Source organism: Streptomyces sp. NPDC028368 (assembly GCF_055565615.1).
The window spans coordinates 349710-369140 of the sequence record NZ_JBVHTY010000008.1 but is presented as its reverse complement, the minus strand read 5'-3'; the positions used below and the strand labels follow the sequence as shown (position 1 = coordinate 369140).

At 70.7% G+C, this 19431-nt stretch carries 16 protein-coding genes; 4 read left to right on the top strand and 12 right to left on the bottom strand.

All coding sequences use genetic code 11. From position 1 onward, the window contains the following. Nucleotides 1–14: 14 nt before the first annotated feature. From ACZ4S3_RS21135 to ACZ4S3_RS21125, 3 genes are all read right to left on the bottom strand, one after another. On the bottom strand, nt 15–1283 hold the full coding sequence (locus tag ACZ4S3_RS21135) for an FAD-dependent monooxygenase (RefSeq protein WP_467936340.1): 1269 nt from the start codon (nt 1281–1283) through the stop codon (nt 15–17). A 61-nt stretch (nt 1284–1344) separates the two neighbouring features. Then, a complete protein-coding gene (locus ACZ4S3_RS21130; RefSeq protein ID WP_467936338.1) occupies nt 1345–2379 on the bottom strand; it encodes a 2,5-dihydroxypyridine 5,6-dioxygenase NicX family protein in 1035 nt (344 codons plus the stop codon). A gap of 684 nt (nt 2380–3063) precedes the next feature. Beyond that, complete coding sequence (locus ACZ4S3_RS21125) at nt 3064–3255, bottom strand: DUF6381 family protein (protein ID WP_467936336.1); 192 nt, start codon at nt 3253–3255, stop codon at nt 3064–3066. Between the two features lie 212 nt (nt 3256–3467). On the opposite strand from ACZ4S3_RS21125, the gene ACZ4S3_RS21120 reads away from it, so the two are divergent. Next, the gene (locus ACZ4S3_RS21120) at nt 3468–5498 is read left to right on the top strand and encodes a M3 family metallopeptidase (RefSeq protein ID WP_467936334.1); all 2031 of its coding nucleotides are present in this window, start codon (nt 3468–3470) and stop codon (nt 5496–5498) included. Between the two features lie 30 nt (nt 5499–5528). Here the strand turns inward: ACZ4S3_RS21120 and ACZ4S3_RS21115 are convergent, their stop codons facing one another. From ACZ4S3_RS21115 to ACZ4S3_RS21080, 8 genes are all read right to left on the bottom strand, one after another. Beyond that, nucleotides 5529–5969 (bottom strand): Asp23/Gls24 family envelope stress response protein, encoded by a 441-nt coding sequence (locus ACZ4S3_RS21115; RefSeq protein WP_467936332.1) that lies wholly within the window; start codon nt 5967–5969, stop codon nt 5529–5531. Nucleotides 5970–5994: 25 nt separating this feature from the next. Continuing rightward, nucleotides 5995–6696 (bottom strand): hypothetical protein, encoded by a 702-nt coding sequence (locus tag ACZ4S3_RS21110; RefSeq protein ID WP_467936330.1) that lies wholly within the window; start codon nt 6694–6696, stop codon nt 5995–5997. A 273-nt stretch (nt 6697–6969) separates the two neighbouring features. Next, nucleotides 6970–8130 (bottom strand): sugar ABC transporter permease, encoded by a 1161-nt coding sequence (locus ACZ4S3_RS21105; protein WP_467936481.1) that lies wholly within the window; start codon nt 8128–8130, stop codon nt 6970–6972. Between the two features lie 92 nt (nt 8131–8222). After that, complete coding sequence (locus ACZ4S3_RS21100) at nt 8223–9002, bottom strand: ATP-binding cassette domain-containing protein (RefSeq protein WP_467936328.1); 780 nt, start codon at nt 9000–9002, stop codon at nt 8223–8225. 12 nt (nt 9003–9014) lie between these two features. Then, nucleotides 9015–10115, bottom strand: a complete 1101-nt coding sequence (locus tag ACZ4S3_RS21095; protein WP_467936326.1) for a sugar ABC transporter substrate-binding protein — start codon at nt 10113–10115, stop codon at nt 9015–9017. A 1-nt stretch (nt 10116) separates the two neighbouring features. Continuing rightward, nucleotides 10117–12600 carry a SpoIIE family protein phosphatase gene (locus ACZ4S3_RS21090; protein WP_467936324.1) on the bottom strand — a complete coding sequence of 828 codons (2484 nt, stop codon included), beginning with the start codon at nt 12598–12600 and terminating at the stop codon, nt 10117–10119. A gap of 337 nt (nt 12601–12937) precedes the next feature. Continuing rightward, nucleotides 12938–13984, bottom strand: coding sequence for a zinc-dependent alcohol dehydrogenase family protein (locus ACZ4S3_RS21085; protein WP_467936322.1), 1047 nt, complete (start codon nt 13982–13984; stop codon nt 12938–12940). Nucleotides 13985–14062: 78 nt separating this feature from the next. Then, nucleotides 14063–15268: a 4-hydroxybenzoate 3-monooxygenase gene (locus ACZ4S3_RS21080; RefSeq protein WP_467936320.1), complete on the bottom strand. Its 1206-nt coding sequence runs from the start codon at nt 15266–15268 to the stop codon at nt 14063–14065. A 195-nt stretch (nt 15269–15463) separates the two neighbouring features. On the opposite strand from ACZ4S3_RS21080, the gene ACZ4S3_RS21075 reads away from it, so the two are divergent. Further along, the gene (locus ACZ4S3_RS21075) at nt 15464–17434 is read left to right on the top strand and encodes an APC family permease (protein WP_467936318.1); all 1971 of its coding nucleotides are present in this window, start codon (nt 15464–15466) and stop codon (nt 17432–17434) included. 5 nt (nt 17435–17439) lie between these two features. On the opposite strand, the gene ACZ4S3_RS21070 is transcribed toward ACZ4S3_RS21075, so the two are convergent. Then, the gene (locus ACZ4S3_RS21070; protein ID WP_467936316.1) at nt 17440–17673 is read right to left on the bottom strand and encodes a hypothetical protein; all 234 of its coding nucleotides are present in this window, start codon (nt 17671–17673) and stop codon (nt 17440–17442) included. Between the two features lie 112 nt (nt 17674–17785). Between ACZ4S3_RS21070 and ACZ4S3_RS21065 the strand changes: the two genes are divergently transcribed. Both ACZ4S3_RS21065 and ACZ4S3_RS21060 read left to right on the top strand, forming a co-directional pair. Further along, complete coding sequence (locus tag ACZ4S3_RS21065) at nt 17786–18841, top strand: HEAT repeat domain-containing protein (protein WP_467936314.1); 1056 nt, start codon at nt 17786–17788, stop codon at nt 18839–18841. Between the two features lie 102 nt (nt 18842–18943). Next, the gene (locus tag ACZ4S3_RS21060) at nt 18944–19372 is read left to right on the top strand and encodes an SRPBCC family protein (RefSeq protein WP_467936312.1); all 429 of its coding nucleotides are present in this window, start codon (nt 18944–18946) and stop codon (nt 19370–19372) included. The last annotated feature ends 59 nt before the right edge of the window (nt 19373–19431 follow it).

Here is a 19431-nt window from a genome sequence, read left to right as displayed (position 1 = left end):
AGCGGGCGAACGTTTCAGCGGGCGAACTGGTAGGAAAACGCGACCGGATCGGGGTTGTTGAGGGGCGTGCCGCGCCACAGCCAGTCGTAGGACAGATCCGACTCGCCGTCGAAGCGCCGCAGCTTCTCGTCCCGGGCCCGCTGCTCGGGGCCGTCGGCGAAGTGGTAGAAGGCCTTGTTCTGCAAGGACGCGTCCTGCACCATCCCGGCGTGCTGGGCGCGCCGGTCGACATAGCGGCGCAGCGCGCCCTCCACCCCGGAGGCGGTGACCGCGCCCAGCTCCTCGGCCAGCACCGCCGCGTCCTCCATCGCCTGTGAGGCGCCCTGTGCCTGGTAGGGGAGCATGGCGTGGCAGGCGTCGCCGAGCAGCGCGATCCGCCCGTCCATCCACACCGGGTCCCGCCGCCGGTGGTAGAGCGCGAAGCAGCTGACGTTCTCCTTGGCCTTCGACAGCATCGCCGGCACCCGGTCGTCCCAGCCGGGGAACGCCTCCACCAGGTCCTGCGCGGTCGCCGGTACGGTCCACTTCTCGGCGACCTCGGCCGTGCACGGCACACACGCCACCACGTTCAGGTACTCGCCGCCGCGGATCATGTAGTGCACCAGGTGCCGCTGGGGCCCGTACCAAATGGTGCTCTGGAAGCGGTCGACCAGCCAGCGCGTCGCCGGATCGGCGGCGATCAGATCTCCGGGGATCAGCGCCCGGAACGCCATCTCGCCGGAGAACAGCAGGGTGTCGGGCGCGCCCATCAGCTCGCGTACCTGCGAGCGGACGCCGTCCGCCCCGATCAGCACGTCGCAGGCGAACCGCCGTCCGTCTTCGGTGAGGGCCTCCGGCCGCTCGGGGCGCGAGCGGTCCAGTGCGACCACCCGGCTCGCGGTGTGTATCTCGACCACCGGGCCGGGACCCGCCGGATCCAGACAGGCCTCCATGATCACGCGGTGCAGATCGGCCCGGTGGTAGTGCCAGTACGGGGCGTTGAACCGGTCCTTGCAGAACTGCCCGAGCGAGGTGAGCCCGATGACGCTGCCGTCCTTCCAGCGCCGCCTGACCTGGTCGAGCGGCTCGGTATGGATCGCCTCCAGCTGCCGCCGCAGCCCGAGCCCGAGCAGCACCCGGCTGGCGTTCGGCGCGGTCTGGATCCCCGCCCCGACCTCGCCCAGCCGGTCCGCCTGCTCCAGCACCGTGACCCGCAGACCGCGCCGGCGCAGCGCCAGTGCGGCGGTCAGACCGCCCAGGCCACCGCCGGCGATGGTGACTTCGTACGACTGGCTGGACACCACTCTTCCTCCAGGAGGTTGTGACAAGCGGGGTGCTCGGTGACCGTCGGCCGGCCGCCGCGGGTCACCGGTCGTCGGCCGGCCGGCCGTCCGTGACGACATCTGTCCCGTCGACCGACACCGAACAGCCGCGCATCGCGATGTCGAGGTGTGCGTACGACTCGCGGCCCAGCACCGGGTGCGGTCCGGTGGACCACAGGAAGTTGCCCGCGAAGGCGCGGGCGTCCATGCCCATCAGCTCGTCCTTGCCGTACAGGGCGGTGGCGAACCAGTCGGCGCTGCGCATCAGGCCCCAGCCCATGTGGGAGAGGCTGCGCGCCCAGGTGTCCTGTGCGTCCTCGAAGAAGGTGGTGAGCAGATCGGCGTCGGCGCCGCCACTGACCTTCTCGATGTGCCCGCCCGCGATCTGGAGGGTCACCGGCTCGCGGACGTACTCCTTGAACGGCAGCAGGATGTCACCCGGCGCGAGCACGATCTGCCCGTCGGAGACCTCCGGCCAGCACAGCACCATGGTGCTCGGCCAGTGATCCCAGCGGCCCGGGTCGTCGGCGAAGCCGCACTGGAACTCCGGCTTGGACCCGGCGAGTTGGACTGTCAGATCGGTTCCGGCGGCGGAGCTGACCCGCATCACCGACGACCGTTTGAGCAGCTCGACGCCGCGCAGCACCTCCTCCTTGTCCGATTCCTTCGGGAGATTGCGGATCAGCACCTCGGGTGCGTCGCAGACGAAGATGATGCGGGTGCCGGCTCGCAGGATCTCCTGCTGGACCGGGGCGTGGATGAAGCCCTCGCGGGTCAGATCGACCACCAGATCGGCGGATTTGAGCAGCTCCTGGGCCGTGGTGTCGTTCAGTACGGAGGTCAGGCCGGGGCCGGCGCCGGTGTGCGTGCTGGGCATCGGCGCCGGGGTTCCACCGGGCACCGTGGCCGCGATGACATGTGCGCCGCAGGCCTTGGCGGCGCCGAAGGCGGCCGCCACGTAGTCGCCGCGGCTGTCCGGCTCGGCGAGCACGACGACATGCTCACCCTCGCGCAGCTTGCACAGCCGGAGCTGACGGGTGAACGCGTCGAGCAGATCGACGGCGGAGAGATCGAACACTGGTGACCTCCAAGGAGTTGGGGCGGCTCAGTGAAGTGAGAGGGGGAGAGGAGGAGAGAGGGGGAGGGGGAGAGGGGACTTGCCGCGGAACGGGCCTACGGACATGCTCTGATCTGCGGTGATGCCCCTGCTGGTGGAGCACCCGACGGAGATAATCCGAACACGTACTATCTCGGCTTGGCAAGGGGTGCGCGGCGAGTTGGCGCGGCGTCTCCCCGAGAGCGCGCCGGAAAAGCGACGAGCCCCGTTCCCCGTGTGCGCCCTGCGGCGGCTACGGGAACCGGGGCCGGCTGAGCGCGCGAGTGCGCCCACACGCTCGCCTCCAGCGATCGAGGAGGTCCGTCCCGACCAGGCTGATCTACGGGTGGATGAGCAGGCCATCACCCACCGGCGGCTGAATCCCCAGCAGTGCCCGGCCGGCTTCCCCGTCGAGCGGCTGGAGGGGCGGGCGCGGAGCCGCGAGAGGCGGTACCGGATCCGAAACTGGTGGTGCGGGGGGCCGGCGGGGCTGTTCGTGAAGGGTGAGGGCACGCAGGTGGGGCCGTCGGGTGCGGGACCGGACCGGGGCAGCGAGCGGCCGGTGACCTCCTGGGGCCGTACGGGCGTCCGCGGGGACGTCCGCCGGGGCAGGGGGCACCGGCCGGTGCGGCGCGGCGGGTCGCGTGGATCCGTTACGCGTACTCGTTACTTGGAGGGGAAGATGTCTCCGCCGCCCATGCCGCTTTCCTGCTCGGTCTGGCTCTGCAGCTTGCGTGCCTTCTCCTGCAGGCGCTCCCGCTCCTTGGGGTCGGTGGCCTGCTTGGCGGCCTCGGTCAGCTGCTGGGCCTTCTCCCGCATCTGCTGGAGACGCTTGCCTGCTTCATCCGTAGCGCCCATGATCACTCCTTGGTCGGTCGCGGAATGTCGCCATACCCCAGACAACCAGGGTCCGTGAGTCCCGGCATTTCGAAGGGTGACCCTTGGTGTCTGCCCCGTCACCCGTCGGCCGGCCACCCCCGGCCGGCGGAGCGGATTCCGCCGGTCCCGCTCCGGCTGCGGTGGGCAAACCGCCGGACCGGAAGCCGCTCCCGGGCGTAGGGTCGGCTCCCGTGACCTCGAATCCGTTCTTCCAGCCCAGTGAACTGCCCTACGAGCTGCCGCCGTTCGCCCGGATCCGGCACGAGCACTTCCGGCCGGCCTTCGAGCGCGGTATGTCCGACCAGCTGGCCGAGGTGGCCGCGATCGGGGCCGGTGCCGAGTCCGCGACCTTCGAGAACACCGTCGAGGCGCTGGAGCGCAGCGGCGCGGTGCTGCGCCGGGTCCGTGGCGTCTTCCGCAACCAGGCGGCCTCGGACACCGACGCCGCGCTCCAGGAGATCGAGGCCGAGATCGCACCTCGGCTGGCGGCCCACGACGACGCCCTGCTGCTGGACGCCGACCTGTTCGCCCGCCTCGACGACCTCTTCGAGCGACGCGGCCAACTCGGCCTGGACGAAGACCAGTTGCGGCTGCTGGAGCGCCATCACACCCTTCGCGTACGGGCGGGAGCGCGGCTCACCCCGAAGGAGCAGCAGCGGCTGCGCGAGCTGAACAGCGAGATCGCATCCCGCTGCACCCAGTTCCGGCAGAACCTGCGCGCGGCCACCGCCGACGCCGCGCTGGTACTGGAGCGTGCCGAGGAGCTGGCCGGGCTGCCCGCGGACGAGATCGCGGCCGCCGCCGAGAACGCCAACGCCCGTGGCCATGACGGCAAGTTCGTGCTCAGCCTGAAGAACTTCTCCCACCAGAGTGAACTCGCCGCGCTCGCGGACCCGGCGCTGCGCGAGCGGCTGCTCGCCGCCTCACTCGGGCGCGGCATCGAGAGCAACGGGCCGATCGCCGTCACCCTGGCGACGTTGCGCGCCGAGCGTGCCGCGCTGCTGGGCCACCCCAGCCACGCTGCCTGGGTGGTCGCCGACGGGACCGCGGGCACCACCGGCGCCGTCGAGGACATGCTCGGCCGGCTGATCGCCCCCGCCCTCGCCAACGCCGCACGCGAGGGCGCGGCGCTGGCCGAGGCCGCCGGAATGGAGGAGATACGCGCGGCCGACTGGCAGTACTACTCCGAGCGGATCCGCAAGGAGCGGTTCGCCGTCGACGCCGCGGCGCTGCGCCCGTATCTGGAGCTGGAGACGGTGCTGCGCGACGGCGTCTTCCACGCCGCCGGGCTGGTCTACGGGATCACCCTCACCGAGCGGCCCGACCTGGTGGCGCACCATCCGGACGCCCGGGTCTTCGAGGTGCACGATGCCGACGGCGGCCCGCTCGGCCTGTACATCGGTGACTTCCACGCCCGCGAGTCCAAGCGCGGCGGCGCCTGGATGGACGCGCTTGTGGGGCAGTCCCACCTGCTCGGCCAGAAGTCGGTGGTCACCAACCACCTGAACATCGCCAAGCCCCCGGAGGGCGAGCCGGTACTGCTGACCTGGAGCGAGGTCACCACTCTGTTCCACGAGTTCGGCCACGCACTGCACGGGCTGTTCTCCGACGTGCGCTACCCGCTGCTGTCGGGCGCCCACGTGCCGCGCGACTTCGTCGAGTTCCCCTCCCAGGTCAACGAGATGTGGGCGGACCGGCCCGAGGTGCTGGCCCACTACGCCCGGCACCACCTCACCGGCGAGCCGATGCCGCCCGAGCTGCCCGCCCGGCTGCGCGAGGCGGAGAACTTCGGCGTCGGCTTCCGGATGGTGGAGCACCTGGCAGCCGCGCTGCTGGACTGGGCCTGGCACACCCTGGCCGCCGACGGCGATCTGCCGGACGCGGACGGCGCCGAGGCGTTCGAGGTGTCCGCGCTGGAGCGCTACGGGCTCGACCTGCCCGCGATCCCGCCGCGCTACCGCACCGGCTATTTCGCCCACATCTTCGAGGGCGAGTACGCGGCCGGCTATTACGGCTACCGATGGGCCGAGGTCCTGGACGCCGACACCGTGCGATGGTTCCGCGAGAACGGGAAGACGGTGCGCGAGAGCGGGGAGATCTTCCGCCGCGAGCTCCTCAGCAAGGGCGGCAGCGTCGATCCCATGGCGGCGTTCCGCGCCGTGATCGGGCGCGACCCGGACATCGGGCCACTGCTGGCCCGGCACGGCCTGGCGGCCGACTGATCCGGCCCCTGGGCCCCTGCCGTCGCGGTGCTACACCACGCGTTCCGGCGGAGCCTCCTCATCCGGTTCATCGGGAAGTTTCACATCGCTCACCGCGGTATTTACTTCCACGACCTCGAAACCGGTCATCCGCTCGACGGCGGCAATCACGCTTTCCCGTACGGAATCGGCCACCTCGGGAATGATTTCGCCGTACTCGACGATAATGTCCAGGTCGACCGCCGCCTGCTTCTCGCCGACCTCGACCTTGACGCCGTGGATGGTGGTGGCCGGCCCTCCCGGGACGCGTTTGCGCAGGGCTCCGACGGATCTGGCGAATCCGCTGCCCAGCGCATGAACGCCCGGCACGTCCTCGGCGGCAAGGTAAGCGATCTTGGCGACCACGCCGTCCGCGATGGTCGTCTTCCCGCGGCTCTTGGGGGAAACGGCCCGCTGTGTCGCCTGCGGACGGCGCTCGGTGGTCTCGGTCATGGCGCATCACCTCGGAAAAAGAGTGTCAATGGGGCGTCGGCGGTGGCATTTTTGCCGCCCCGGCCTCCGTGTTGCGGAGGTAATCGACGTCGCCGATTCCTGGAATCTCGCTGACGTCGTACCGGCGCATGCGGAGCAACTCCTGGTCCTTTTCCGGAACCAGGCTGGAGACATCGACACCGGCGCCCTGGCCGAGATCCCGCAGCGCCATCACGGATGCCACCTGAATGCTCCGGGGAGCATCCGTCGCCTGCCGTATGAGCAGGTCGACCGCTCCGGGATCGTTCTGCGCGGCCAGCCGTGCCAGCCCTTCGACGGCGGTGGTTCTGATGATGATTTCTTCCCCGACCGTGGAATACCGGTGCTCGTCCTCAGGAGTGCGCTCCGGGGGAATCGGGGTGGCCAAGATGGTTCCGAAGACGTCCGCAGCGGTCGGCAGACGGAGATCGGTGAGCAATTGGACGACGCCCCAGCGGTCGGGATAGGCGCTCTCGGGAAGCGTCTCCCAGCCGCGTCGCAGCAATGCGGTGACGTCCTCGGCGGGATATCCGCGGAGCGCGTCGCGCGCCCGCTGATAAGCCTCCTCGCCGTATTCGCCGGTGCTGCCCATGGCACGCAGAGCGTCGAGAATTGCCGTGCCGAGTGCACCGAATTCTTCGGCGAAAGTCCACAAGGGCGGCTGCCCCGGCCGGGGCGATTGGCTTTCAGGTCCGTACTTCATGGCCATGAAGTAGCCGTCCCTTCGCAGTTGCCCTATTTCAAGCCGTATGGCTCGCTCGGCGGCGTTTCGGAAAGGGGGGAAGTGAACTGGCGTGGCCAGGTAGGAGATGAACGGTGCACGGTGCTTTTACCGAGATTCCGCAGACTTCGCGGACTCCGCCCGACATCGCATTCCTTCGTCCATGCTTCTCGCCCGGGGCGTTATCCGCAACCGCAGCAACGCGAATCCGACCGCGCCCGAGCCGACGGGCACCCTCGCCCGTCAGGCAGCCCGCGCGCCTCACACCCGGCCGTGGGCCCGCTGCGCGCGGCGCGACAGCGAGTCGATGACCACGGCGACGAGCAGCACACCACCCGTGATCATGTACTGGACGGCGTTCTGAATGCCCATGAGGGCCACCCCGGAGGCGATCGACTGGATGACCAGGACCCCGAGCAGAGCGGACCAGGTCCGGCCGCGCCCGCCGAACATGCTGGTGCCGCCGATGACCGCCGCCGCGATGGCGTCCATCAGGAGGTTTCCCGAGCCCGAGGTCTGGGTGGCCGAGGTGACCCGCGAGGCGAGGAACAGGCCGCCGATCGCGGCCATCGTTCCGGAGATCATGAAGACCGAGATCCGCACCAGGCCGACATTGAGGCCGGTACGGCGGGCGGCCTCGACGCTGCCGCCGAGTGCGAAGACCATCCGTCCGTAACGGGTACGGCGCAGCACCTGGTCGAGGCCCACGAGGATGACGAGGAAGATCAACAGGGCCAGCGGCAGGCCCTGGAACTGGTTGAGCACCCAGGCCGAGGCCAGGGAGATCACCGCCAGCACGCCGGTACGCAGCGTGATCTCGCTCAGTGGCCTGGCCGGCACGCCCGCGGCCCTACGGCGCCGTACGTCCTGGTAGGAGGCGAGGAAATACCCGGCGGTGCCCAGCGCAGCCAGCCCGTACGCGGCGGCGACATGGGTGAAGTAGTAGCCGGTCAGCATGGCGACCAGGCCCTTGTCATCGAGGTTGATCGTGCCGCTGGTGCCCAGGATGTAGAGCATCAGGCCGTACCAGCCCAGCAGCCCGGCCAGGGTGACCACGAACGCGGGCACCCCGACCTTGGCGAAGAAGAATCCCTGGACGGCCCCGATCAGCGTGCCGGCGAGCACCGCGAGCAGCAGCGCGAGACCTTCCGGCACGCCCTGGTTCACGTTCAGCACCGCGAACGCGGCCGCCGCCAGGCCGCTCACCGAGCCGACCGACAGATCGATCTCGCCGAGCAGCAGCACAAAGACGACACCTGTCGAGATCAGGCCGATACCGACGATGTCCACGCTCAGACTGGAGAGATTGCGGGGCGAGAGAAAGTTCTTGTTGAGGCTCTCGAAAATGATCCACACCACGACCAGGCCCAGGACGACCGGGACCGAGCCGAGCTCGCCGCTGTGGAATCTGCGCTTGAGCACCTGGAGAGGGTTCTGCGCGCCGTGCTCGGGCGGGGGCCGGCCATCCGTGCCGGCCGGCCGGTTCCTGCGCAGCGACAGCGTCCATGGCCTGCTCACGTCTCCACCTCCCACCCCGGTGTCTTGCGGCGCGTCACGGCGTTGTCGGTGGCTCCGGTGATGGAGGAGATGATCTGCTCGTGGGACGTGGTCATCACATCGAAGAACCCGTTGTTACGGCCGAGCCGCAGTACGGCGATCCAGTCCGCGACGGCCTTGACGTCCCCCATGTTGTGGCTGATCAGGAGCACGCCGTGGCCGCGTTCCCGCAGCTGCTCGACGAGGTCGAGGACCTGGGCGGTCTGCTCGATGCCCAGGGACGCGGTGGGCTCGTCGAGCAGGACGAGCTTGGGTTCGCCGAGGAGGGAGCGGGAGATCGCGACGGTCTGCCGCTGGCCGCCGGACAGCGAGGCAACCGGCAGGCGCACGCTGGGCATCCGGATGGCGAGCGTCTCCAGCAGATGCAGGGTGTGGCGCTCCATCTCCACCTCGTCCAGGAGGCCGGCCCGCTGGATCTCGCGGCCGAGGAAGAGATTGCCGACCACATCGAGGTTGTCGCACAGCGCAAGGTCCTGGTAGACGGTGGCGATCCCCAGGTGCTGGGCCTCGTGCGGCCGTCCGATGTGGACGGGCCGGCCCTCCCACTCGATGACGCCCGCATCGGCGGGATCCACCCCGGCAATCACCTTGACCAGCGTGGACTTGCCCGCACCGTTGTCCCCCACGAGCGCGACGACCTGACCGCCACGGATCTCCAGCTCGACATCCGCGAGAGCCTGGACGGCGCCGAACCGCTTGAAGATCCCGCGCAGCGCCAGCAGGGGCGGTGCTGACATGGCGTACCTGCCTTACCTGGTGAGTCCCGCCTTCCGGCAGGCGGACGCGTACTTGGGGATGCAGATCTGATCGATCGTGTACATCCCGTTCTTGACGACGGTGTCCTTGATGGTGTGCAGCGTTACGGGGACCGGGGTGAGCAGCACGGCCGGGATGCCCCGCGTGGTGGGACTGCTGACCCGGCGCGTGGTGATGCCCTCGAGCTTCTTGCCGCGTGCCAGTGCGACGGCCATGGTGGCGGCGGCGTCGGCCTCGGGCTTGAAGGGTTTGAGGACGGTCATGTACTGCTCGCCCGCGACGATGTGCTGAATGGCGGGAAGCTCGGCGTCCTGGCCGGTGATCGGGGGCAGCGGATCGATCTTGGCGGCTTTGAGGGCGGAGATGATGCCGGAGGCGAGGCCGTCGTTGGCGGAGTAGACGCCGTCGATGTGCTCGGCGCCGAGGGCCGCGATGGCGGCGGACATATTGGCGTTGGCGGCCTCCGGACGCCAGCCGGCGGTGTCATAGGCCTTCCCGATCTTCACCTTTCCCTGGAGGACGGAAAGTGCGCCCTGCTTGAACCAGGCGGAGTTGGGATCGGGCGCCGCGCCGTTCATCATGACGATCTGGCCGCCGTGCGCCTTGCTGCCGAGTGCCTTGAGCAGCGCCTCGCCCTGGAGCCGGCCGACCTTCGCGCCGTCGAAGGAGACATACGCCGAGATCGGCCCCTCCACGAGGCGGTCATAGGCCACCATCGGGATACCCGCGCGGCGCGCGTTCTCGACGGGGGTGCGCAGCGATTTGGAGTCGACGGCGTCAAGGATCAGGACGTCCACCCGCTTGGTGATCATCGCGTCCATCTGCGCCTGTTGCGTGGCCACGTCATATTGCGCGCTGACGGTCTGCATCTTGCACTCGTGGCACAGCCGATGGATCTTCGCCTCGATCAGCGGCTTGTCGTAGTGGTGGAAGCGCCAGTTGTCGTCCGGGAGCAGCACACCGATCCGCGGGGCGCCGCCGGAGGCGGGTTTGCCCGGCGCGTGCACCTCACCGGCAGTCCCGCAGGCGGCCGCGCCGACGGCCAGGCACACGGATGCCAGGACGAGGGCGGCGCGGCGCGGGCGGGCAGTCACGTCACCAGCCCTCCTTGCCTTCCGGCGGGGCGTCCTGCCTGGGCAGCCGCTCGCGGGGGGACAGCGCGATCTCGCTCCACACCTGCTTGCCGCCGCTGAGCGGCACCGAGCCCCAGGACGCCGACATCGCCTCGACGAGCAGCAGCCCGCGGCCGCCGGTCGCCTCCCAGTTCACGCTCACCGGCTTGACGGGCGTCCGCGGCGACGCATCGTTGACGGCGATCCGCAACCGGTCCGCGGCCAGCGTCAGATCCAGCCGCACCTCCCCTTGCGTATGCGCAATGGCGTTGGTGACCAGCTCGGACACCACCAGCAGGGCCACGTCCATCTCCTGCGTCACGCTCCAGGAGCGCAGCGTGCGCGCGGTGAAGCGGCGGGCGTGCATCACGGCGTCCGGGAGCCGCCACACCGCCCAGTGGGCCCGGGTCGGGCGGACGCGCATCCCGTCGTAGCGCAGGACCAGCACCGCCACATCGTCGTCGCGCCGCTTCGCGCTGCCGATCAGCTCCTCGGCGACCCGCCCGGCATCGGCCGGGTCGGCCGCGCCGAGCACCGTGCGCACCCGGCGCAGACCGTCCTCCAGGGGGAGGCTCGCCGACTCGGCCAGGCCGTCCGTGAACAGGGCCAGGACGGTGCCGGGGGACAGGCCGACCTCGGTCAGCGGGAACTCGCTGTCCTCGGTCACGCCCAGCGGCGGCCCGCCCTCGATCATCATTTCCTCGGTGCTGCCGTCAGGGAGCCGCAGCAGCGGCGGCAGATGCCCGGCCCGTACGAACCAGGCGATCCCCTCCTCCATGTCCAGGTCGACATAGCAGCAGGTGGCGAACAGGTCGGTCTCCATGCCGACGAGCAGGCGGTTGGTGTGGGCGACCACCACGTCGGCGGGATGGCCCTCCACCGCATAGGCCTTGATGGCCGTACGCATCTGGCCCATGATCGTCGCGGCTGCGGCGCTGTGCCCCTCCACATCGCCGATGACGAGGGCCACATGGCCGTCGGAGAGTGGGATGACGTCGTACCAGTCGCCGCCCACCTCGAGCCCCACGGTGGCGGGCAGATAGCGGGCGGCGGCCACCCCTCCGGGCAGCTTGGGCAGCTTGCGGGGCAGCAGGCTGCGCTGGAGCATCGTGGTCAGCTCGTGCCCGGCGTCCAGCGCATGGGCGCGAACGAGGGCCTGGCCCGCCAGACCGGCGGTCGCGGTCAGCAGAGAGCGCTCCTCCGGCCCGAACCGGTGCTCCTCGTCCCAGCCGATCAGGCACACCCCGACCATCCGGCCGTCGGCGGGCAGCGGCAGTACGGCAAGACCGCCGGGGCCGACGCCCGCGAGGCCCGGCTCGAAGGCCGAACCCGGGGGCCACAGGGCGACCTGGCCGCCGCGCAGCGCGCCCTCCAGCGTGGGCAGCTGGTGGCATGAGGCTTCGGGCCATTCGGACCGCCACTCGGACCGCCATGCCGCGGGCCAGGCATCGGGTTTCGGGGGATCGAGGACGGTGACCACGAAGCGGTCGGCCTCCAGCTCGGCAACCGCCACCCGGCTCGCGGCCAGCGGCTCCCGCAGCGCCGCGACCACCACCCGGCTGACGTCCTTGATGGTCGTCGCACCGGCCAGCGCCGTGGACATCCGCTGCACAATGGCGACCTCGTCGGCACTGGGGCGCAGATTCGTGGCATCGGCGACCACGCCGAGCACGTGCTCCGGCACGCCGTCGGCGCTCACCCGTACCCGGCAGCGCAGGCTCAGCCAGCGCAGCTCGCCGTTGGGCCGGCGGATGCGGAACGAGAGCTGCTGGCCCGGGGAGGGCAGCCGGCCCGGCTCCACGATCGCCATCAGCGCGGGAACGTCGTCCGGGGCGGTGCGTGCCAGCAGCGTCTCCACCCGCCCGTCGAATTCCTCCGACGCGATGCCGAACAGCTCCAGGACCCGCCGGTCCGTGTCGATCCGCCCGGTGCTCAGCTCCAGTGTGAACGCGCCGCCGCGGAGGGTTTCCAGCCCGGGGCCCAGCGGCGCCCGCCGCTCCGGCCGCCGGACCGGCGGCGCGGGCAGTTCGGGATGCCCGAGGAAGCGGGCCGCGACGGCCTCCAGACCCGCCGCCACCTGGTCGGCGTGCAGCTCCAGAAGGACGCGCCGGTCGGCATCGAAGGCGTCCGCGCCCTTGTCCACGACCACCAGACACCCCAGCCTCTCGGCCTCGCCGCCCAGCGGCAGCACACCCACCGAGCCATTGGCCGGGCCGTCCCCCGGGCCCAGCCACAGCGCACGGCCCGTACGGAAGGCCGTCGCGACCGGGGAGTCACCGGACAGCGCGTAGCTCGTCGGCAGTCCGTAGGGGACGCCGGAGTCTCCGACCATCTCGGCCAGCTGAAGATCGCCGTCGCCTTCGGCCGGCACATAGACGGCGGTCAGTTCAGCCCCGGATGACCCAAGGGCCCGCGCGGTCACTGCTTGCACCGCCTCCGTACGCGGGAAGCCGTCGTTGTACGCCACGGTCGCCGTATCCGCCCTCGGGGCCGGGGCGTCCACCCCGGCCCCAGCTCATAGGACATTTCGCGATTTACCGCCTCTCCTCCATGGTGCGGCATCCAGGGAGAGGGGAGCTAGTCGGGATCCGCGGGTACCGCCTCATACGTACGGGAGCCCGGCCGGGCGCCGCCACCGCGCCGGCCGCCGAGGCGCCAGGCGTACGGGAGGAAGACCGCCCCTCGGGGAGGGCCGCGGCGGGCGGCGGTCCGATCGCGCCGCACCTTGGCAGAGCTGCCGGCCGACGGGCCACCGGGACGGTCGGTCCCGGTGCGCAACGGAGGGGCCGTGGCCGGTGAGCGAGCTATTGACGGTCCGTCATGCCGTCAGGGATCAGCACGGCGGCCCCCCGGACCCGCCCGGCCGCCAGGTCCGCGAGTGCCTCCGGAGCCCGGCTCAGCGGATAGGGACTGACCGTGACCCGGATACCGATCCGTGCCGCCGTCTCCAGGAACTCGCGCCCGTCCTGCCGCGTATTGGAGGTGACGCTGCGCAGGTCCCGCTCGTAGAAGAGATGGCTCCGGTACCGGAGCGCGGGGATGTCGCTGAGGTGGATACCGGCAATGGCAAGGGTGCCCGACCGGTCCAGCGCTTCCAGGGCCACCGGCACCAGCTCGCCGGCCGGCGCGAAGAGGATCGCCGAGTCCAGCGGTTCGGGCGGGCGGTCGTAGGCATCGCCCGCCGAGGACGCGCCCAGGGCAAGGGCCAGTTCGCGCGCCCGCGCGGACCGCGTCAGTACGTGCACGGTGGCCCCCTCGGCCAGCGCGACCTGCGCGGCCAGATGCGCCGAGGCGCCGAAACCGTAGATCCCGAGCCGGCCGCCGGGCGGCAGCGCACTGCGGCGCAGCGCGCGGTAGCCGATGATCCCGGCGCACAGCAGCGGCGCCAGCCGTGCGGCGCTCCGGTCGTCCGGGAGCGGGTAGGCGTAGTCCGCGGGCACGAGGGCCGCTTCGGCGAACCCGCCGTCGGCGTCCCAGCCGGTGTACCGCGACGCCGGACAGAGATTCTCCCGCCCCGTCCGGCAGTAAGCGCAGACGCCGCACGTCCCCCGCAGCCAGGCCCCGCCGGCCCGGTCCCCGTCCCGGAACCGTGTCACCCCCGCACCCGCGGCGACCACCCGCCCGACGATCTCGTGCCCCGGTACGGTCGAGGGCCGGTGCGGCGGCAGATCGCCTTCGGCCAGATGCAGATCCGTACGGCACACACCGCACGCCTCCACCCTCAGCAACAGCTCACCGGGCCCCGGCTCGGGCACCTGGCGCCGCACCGCCGCCAACGGCCCGGACGCCATCGGGCCGGGCCGCTCGACGGCCCAGCCGGACAGCGCGTCCGGACCGGAGCGCGACGTCATGCCTCCAGCGTGTCGCCTACCGGTGCGGCGGGCAAACGGTGCCCCGACGGCACGGGAGGGGACGGTCCTGCGGCGGAATCACAGGTCCGCTTCCTCGCCGATGTACAGCCCGGCGAACGCCTTCGCCGCGGACGGCGACCCCAGCAGCCGCCGCAGCCGGGCCGCGGCGGTGCCCGCCCGGAACCGGTCGCCGGACGAGGCGCCGTGCAGGACATCCGACAGCCACTGCGAGAACTCCAGGTACTGCCAGACACGCCGCAGGCAGGCCTCCGAATAGCCGGCGAGGCCGCTGTCGTCACCCTGGTAATGCGCGATCAGCGCGTCGGCGAGCAGCAGCGCGTCGTTGATCGCGAGATTCATACCCTTCGCGGCGATCGGCGCGACGAGGTGCGCCGAGTCACCCGCCAGGAAGAGGCGGCCGTACGTCATGGGCTCCACAACGTAGTTGTGCATGTCCAGTACGACCTTCTCGGCCAGCGGCCCTTCGGTCAGCGGCGGGGCACCCGCGGCGGCGAGCCGGGTGTGCAGGGCCTCCCATACGCGCGCGTGCGACCAGTTTTCCGCCTGTTCGCCGGGCGAGACCTGGAGGTAGTAGCGGGTGACCTCGGGGCTACGGGCCATATGGGCGCCGAGCCCGCTCTCGTGGATGCCGAAGACCACCCCGTCCGCGGACGGCGGCGCCTCGGCGAGCAGCGCGAGCCAGGCGACGCCGTGGTCGTGCCGCGTCATGACCGTCCGGCCGTCGGGTATCGCCGCCCGGCTCACCCCGCGCGCGCCGTCGCAGCCCGCGATGAAGTCGCACTCGATGAGGTGCCGCGCACCGGTGACCGGATCGGCATAGGTCACCGCAGGCCGGTCGCCGGTCACGTCGTGCAGCCGGACATCCCGTACACCGAAACGGACATCGCCCCCCGACGTGTCCGCGTATGCCGCAAGGAGATCGGTGACCAGCAGCGGCTGCGGATAGACGAAATGACGGCTCCCCGACAGCTCCGCGGTCCGCAGTACGTGCCGCTCGCCGCTGAACCGGAACTCGAACTGTGCCTGGGTCTCGGCCCGTTCGAGCAGCCGGTCGGCGAGCCCGTGCCGGGCCAGCGCACGCACCGCCCACTCCTCCATGAACCCGGCACGCGGGCGCCGCTCGATGAACTCCCGGCTCTCCGCCTCGAGTACGACACAGTCGACCCCGGCGCCGCGCAGCACATTCGCCACGGTGAGCCCGGCGGGACCGGCGCCGATGATGACGAGGGATGTGCGGGTGAGGGCGGGGGAGGGGGACGACACTTCAGGGGATCCCTTCGGGGCGGGGACGAAGATCGTACGCAGTATGGCGGTTGGCGGATACGGCCTCTTCGGCGCCCCGGGGCACGAAGGCGGTATGCCGACGCGAACCCCGGCGAACCCGTTGCGTACCCTGACCTGGCCGTCTCGTCGATGGCCGAAAGGTTTCGCCTACCCGCCATACGACAGGAGCGCACGATGGCCACCCCCGCCCCCACTGATGCCGATTCCAAGGCCTCAGCGCGCCATCGACTCCGGGCGTGGATGCTGGAAGGCCTGGCCGATATGGCCAAGCATCAGAAGGGGACGCAGCCCGAGCCGGAGCCTGCCCACAAGGGGCAGCGGTGGTGGCGGGTGATGTGCCTGACCGGTGTGGACTATTTCTCCACCCTCGGATATCAGCCGGGCATCGCGGCCCTCGCCGCGGGGCTCCTGTCGCCGATCGCCACCATCGTCCTCGTCATCGTCACCCTCGCCGGTGCGCTGCCGGTCTACCGGCGGGTGGCGGAGGAGAGTCCGCGCGGTGAGGGCTCGATCGCGATGCTGGAGCGCCTGCTGTCCTTCTGGAAGGGCAAGCTGTTCGTCCTGACCCTGCTGGGCTTCGCCGCGACCGACTTCCTGATCACCATCACCCTGTCGGCGGCTGACGCCTCCACCCACCTGGTGGAGAACCCGCATCTGACCAGCACCCTGCACAACCAGCAGATGGTCATCACCCTGATCCTGGTCGCCCTGCTCGGCGCGGTCTTCCTCAAGGGCTTCCTCGAAGCCGTCGGCGTGGCCGTCGTCCTGGTGGGCCTCTACCTCACGCTCAATGTCGTCGTTGTGGTCGTCGGACTGTGGCATGTGGCCCGCGCGCCGCACGTCGTCACCGACTGGTCCCACGCGCTGACCACCGAGCACGGCAACGTCCTGGCGATGGTCGGCGTGGCCCTCCTCGTCTTCCCCAAACTCGCGCTGGGCCTGTCCGGCTTCGAGACCGGCGTCGCGGTGATGCCGCATGTCGAGGGCGACCCGGGCGACACCGAAGAGCGCCCGGCGGGACGGATCCGCGGCACGAAGAAGCTGCTGACGACCGCGGCCGTGATCATGAGTGCATTCCTGATCATCACGAGCTTCATCACGACCCTGCTCATCCCGGAGGACGCGTTCAAGTCCGGCGGGGCGGCCAACGGGCGCGCCCTGGCCTATCTGGCTCACGAGTACCTGGGCTCGGCCTTCGGCACGGTCTACGACGTCTCCACCATCGCCATCCTCTGGTTCGCCGGCGCCTCCGCCATGGCCGGGCTCCTCAACCTCATGCCCCGCTATCTGCCGCGCTACGGCATGGCGCCCCACTGGGCGCGGGCGGTCCGCCCCATGGTGCTGGTCTTCACCCTGGTCGCCTTCCTGGTGACCTGGATCTTCAACGCGGACGTGGATGCCCAGGGCGGCGCCTACGCCACCGGCGTCCTGGTCCTGATCAGCTCCGCCGCCATCGCCGTGACGATCGCCGCCCGCCGCGCCCGCCAGCGCGGCTGGACCATCGGCTTCGCCGTGATCTCCCTGGTCTTCCTCTACACCACCGTCGTGAACGTCATCGAGCGCCCCGACGGCGTGAAGATCGGCGCCTGCTTCATCGCCGGCATCATCCTGGTCTCCTTCCTCTCCCGCGTCGCCCGCGCCTTCGAACTACGGGTGACCAGCGTGGTCCTCGACGACACCGCCGAACAGTTCATCCGCGAAGCGGCCCACCGCGGACTCCGCTTCATCGCGAACGAGCCCGACCAGCGCGATGTCGCGGAATACCGCGACAAGCTCCTGCAGATCCATACGGACAACGACGTCCCGGCCGAGGACGACCTCATCTACGTCGAGGTCACCGTCGCCGACCCCTCCGAATTCGAGAGCGAGCTGCGGGTCCGCGGCGAGGTCCTGCACGGCCGCTACCGCGTGCTCTGCCTGGAGAGCTCCACCATCTCCAACGCCCTCGCCGCCTTCCTCCTCCACGTGAGGGACATGACCGGACAGCGGCCGCACATCTACTTCGAATGGACCGAAGGCAACCCCTTCGCCCAGTTCCTCCGCTTCTTCCTCTTCGGCCAGGGCGAGGTCGCCCCGGTCACCCGAGAGGTCCTCCGCGAAGCCGAACCCGACCGCGCCCGCCGGCCCCGCGTCCACGTCGGCTGAGCGACTCACTGCCCCCCGAGGCCCCTGCGGGCCCGTTGCTCCCTGACGTACGCGTCGACCTGCCCACGGTCATAGCCACGCCGCTCCAACCCGAACGTCGGCGGATCCGTCGGCGGCTCGGCCCCGGCCAGCCGCTCGACGTAGTCGTCGACCTCGCCTCGGGCGTAACCGCGCCGCACTATGGCGAACCCGAGGTCGTGGCCCGGGCCCGATGCCCTGCGCGAGGAAAACATCTGCACACCGCCGTCCTTGTCCCGTCCTGATATGAGGAAACCACTCCTGCTCGACCCCCACCCAGTATCCGGCACCCGGCGTGGGAACTCCGAGCGGGCCGAGGGGAGTTGACCGGGCGTGGATGAACGTCTGGGCAGGATCGCCGCCAAGCTGGCACTCGTGCGCGGGCTGCCGGGCCGAGCCCACTCCTTCGGGGAAGAAGCGCACCGCTTCCGGCTCGGCCGGCCGCTGACGGAAGCCCGGGTGAGGGAATTCGAGACCCGGCACGGCATCCTGCTACCGCAGTGCTACCGGAGTTTCCTCACGGCGATCGGCCATGCGGGCGCCGGGCCGCACTACGGGCTCCTGCCCCTGGAGGACTGGAGCCACGCCGTCCTCGACGCCGTCCGGCCCGGCCATCTGAGCGAACCCTTCCCCCTCGCGCCCACCGGCCCCGCACCGGGCCCTGACTGGTACGACGCGCTGGGCGACGAAGACGCCGAGCCCTACCCGGGCGCCCTCGCGCTCACCAGCCAAGGCTGCAGCTTCGCCACCCTCCTCGTGGTATCCGGCCCCGCCCGCGGACGCATCGTCAACGTCGACCTCGACCTGCAGCCGCCGTACTTCAGCCCGGACCGCGACTTCCTGGCCTGGTACGAGAGGTGGCTGGACGAGAGCGCCAACGGCATGGCCACGTCCGGATTCAACATCTCTCTGCCATACGACGAGCCCACGTTGGTGTCCGTACTCCGCGAGGCCCCGGACCCCCTTCAACGGCAGGCGGCCGCCTGGACGCTGGGCCGCTGCCCGGTGCTCGCCCCGGCCATCCGGTCCCTGCTCGGGGCCGCCGCCCTCGGCGATGCCACCGCCGACGTACGCCGGGCAGCCGTTATCGCGCTGGGCCGCCGCCCGGTGCCCGCCGACGACAGCACGCTCCTCCGCGCCCTGACGGACGCCTCCGCCGCCGTTCGCCTCGCCGCGCTGGCTGCCGTGAGCCGCCGGGGCGACACCTGGCACGACCGGGCCCGCGCCCTGCTGTCCGACGCCGACCCGGAAGTCCGTCGGCGTGCCGCCCAGGTCCTCGACGATTCCGGCGCGCTGCGGCAGGAGGATCTCGCCCCGCTGCTGTCCGACCCCGATCGCTCGGTCAGCTCCATGGCGGCCTGGAAGCTGTCCCGGCAGGCCGGCAGGTGATCGATCACCTCGGGACCGCCCGGCTCGGGTCGCCTCCGCTGTCCGCCCGGAGCACCCTGGAGACGTAACCCGTTGGCCGTGAACCAAGCTGTGAGGTGCCCCATGAGCACTCTCGAAGAACACATCGACATCGGCGCTCCCCTCGACAAGGCCTGGGACTGTCTCCACAAGGTGGAGAGCTATCCGAAGTTCGTGGACGGCGTACGCGAGGCCCATCTGGAGGGCAAGCGGACGCATCTCGGACTCGATGCGGGCGGCCGGTCCCGGGAGCTCGAGCTCGAGATCAGCGACCGCAGCACGGAAAAGGTGATGACGTGGCAGAGCACGAGCGGTCCTGATCTGGCAGGCACCGTCTCGCTGCTGCCGATCGACCGGGAGCACACCCGCCTCCAGGCCCGGTTCGAGTACGACCCGGGCACCGTCAAGGAGGACTTCGGCGGACCGAAGGGGTTTGCCCAGGCCGCCGCGATCGAGCGGGGACTGCGGACGGATCTCCAGCAGTTCAAGGAGATGGTGGAACACGAACGGTGAGCTGACGGCGGGCCGGCAAGCGAGGCCGCGGCGGACGGCGGGTCAGGGGGCGAGGGGCT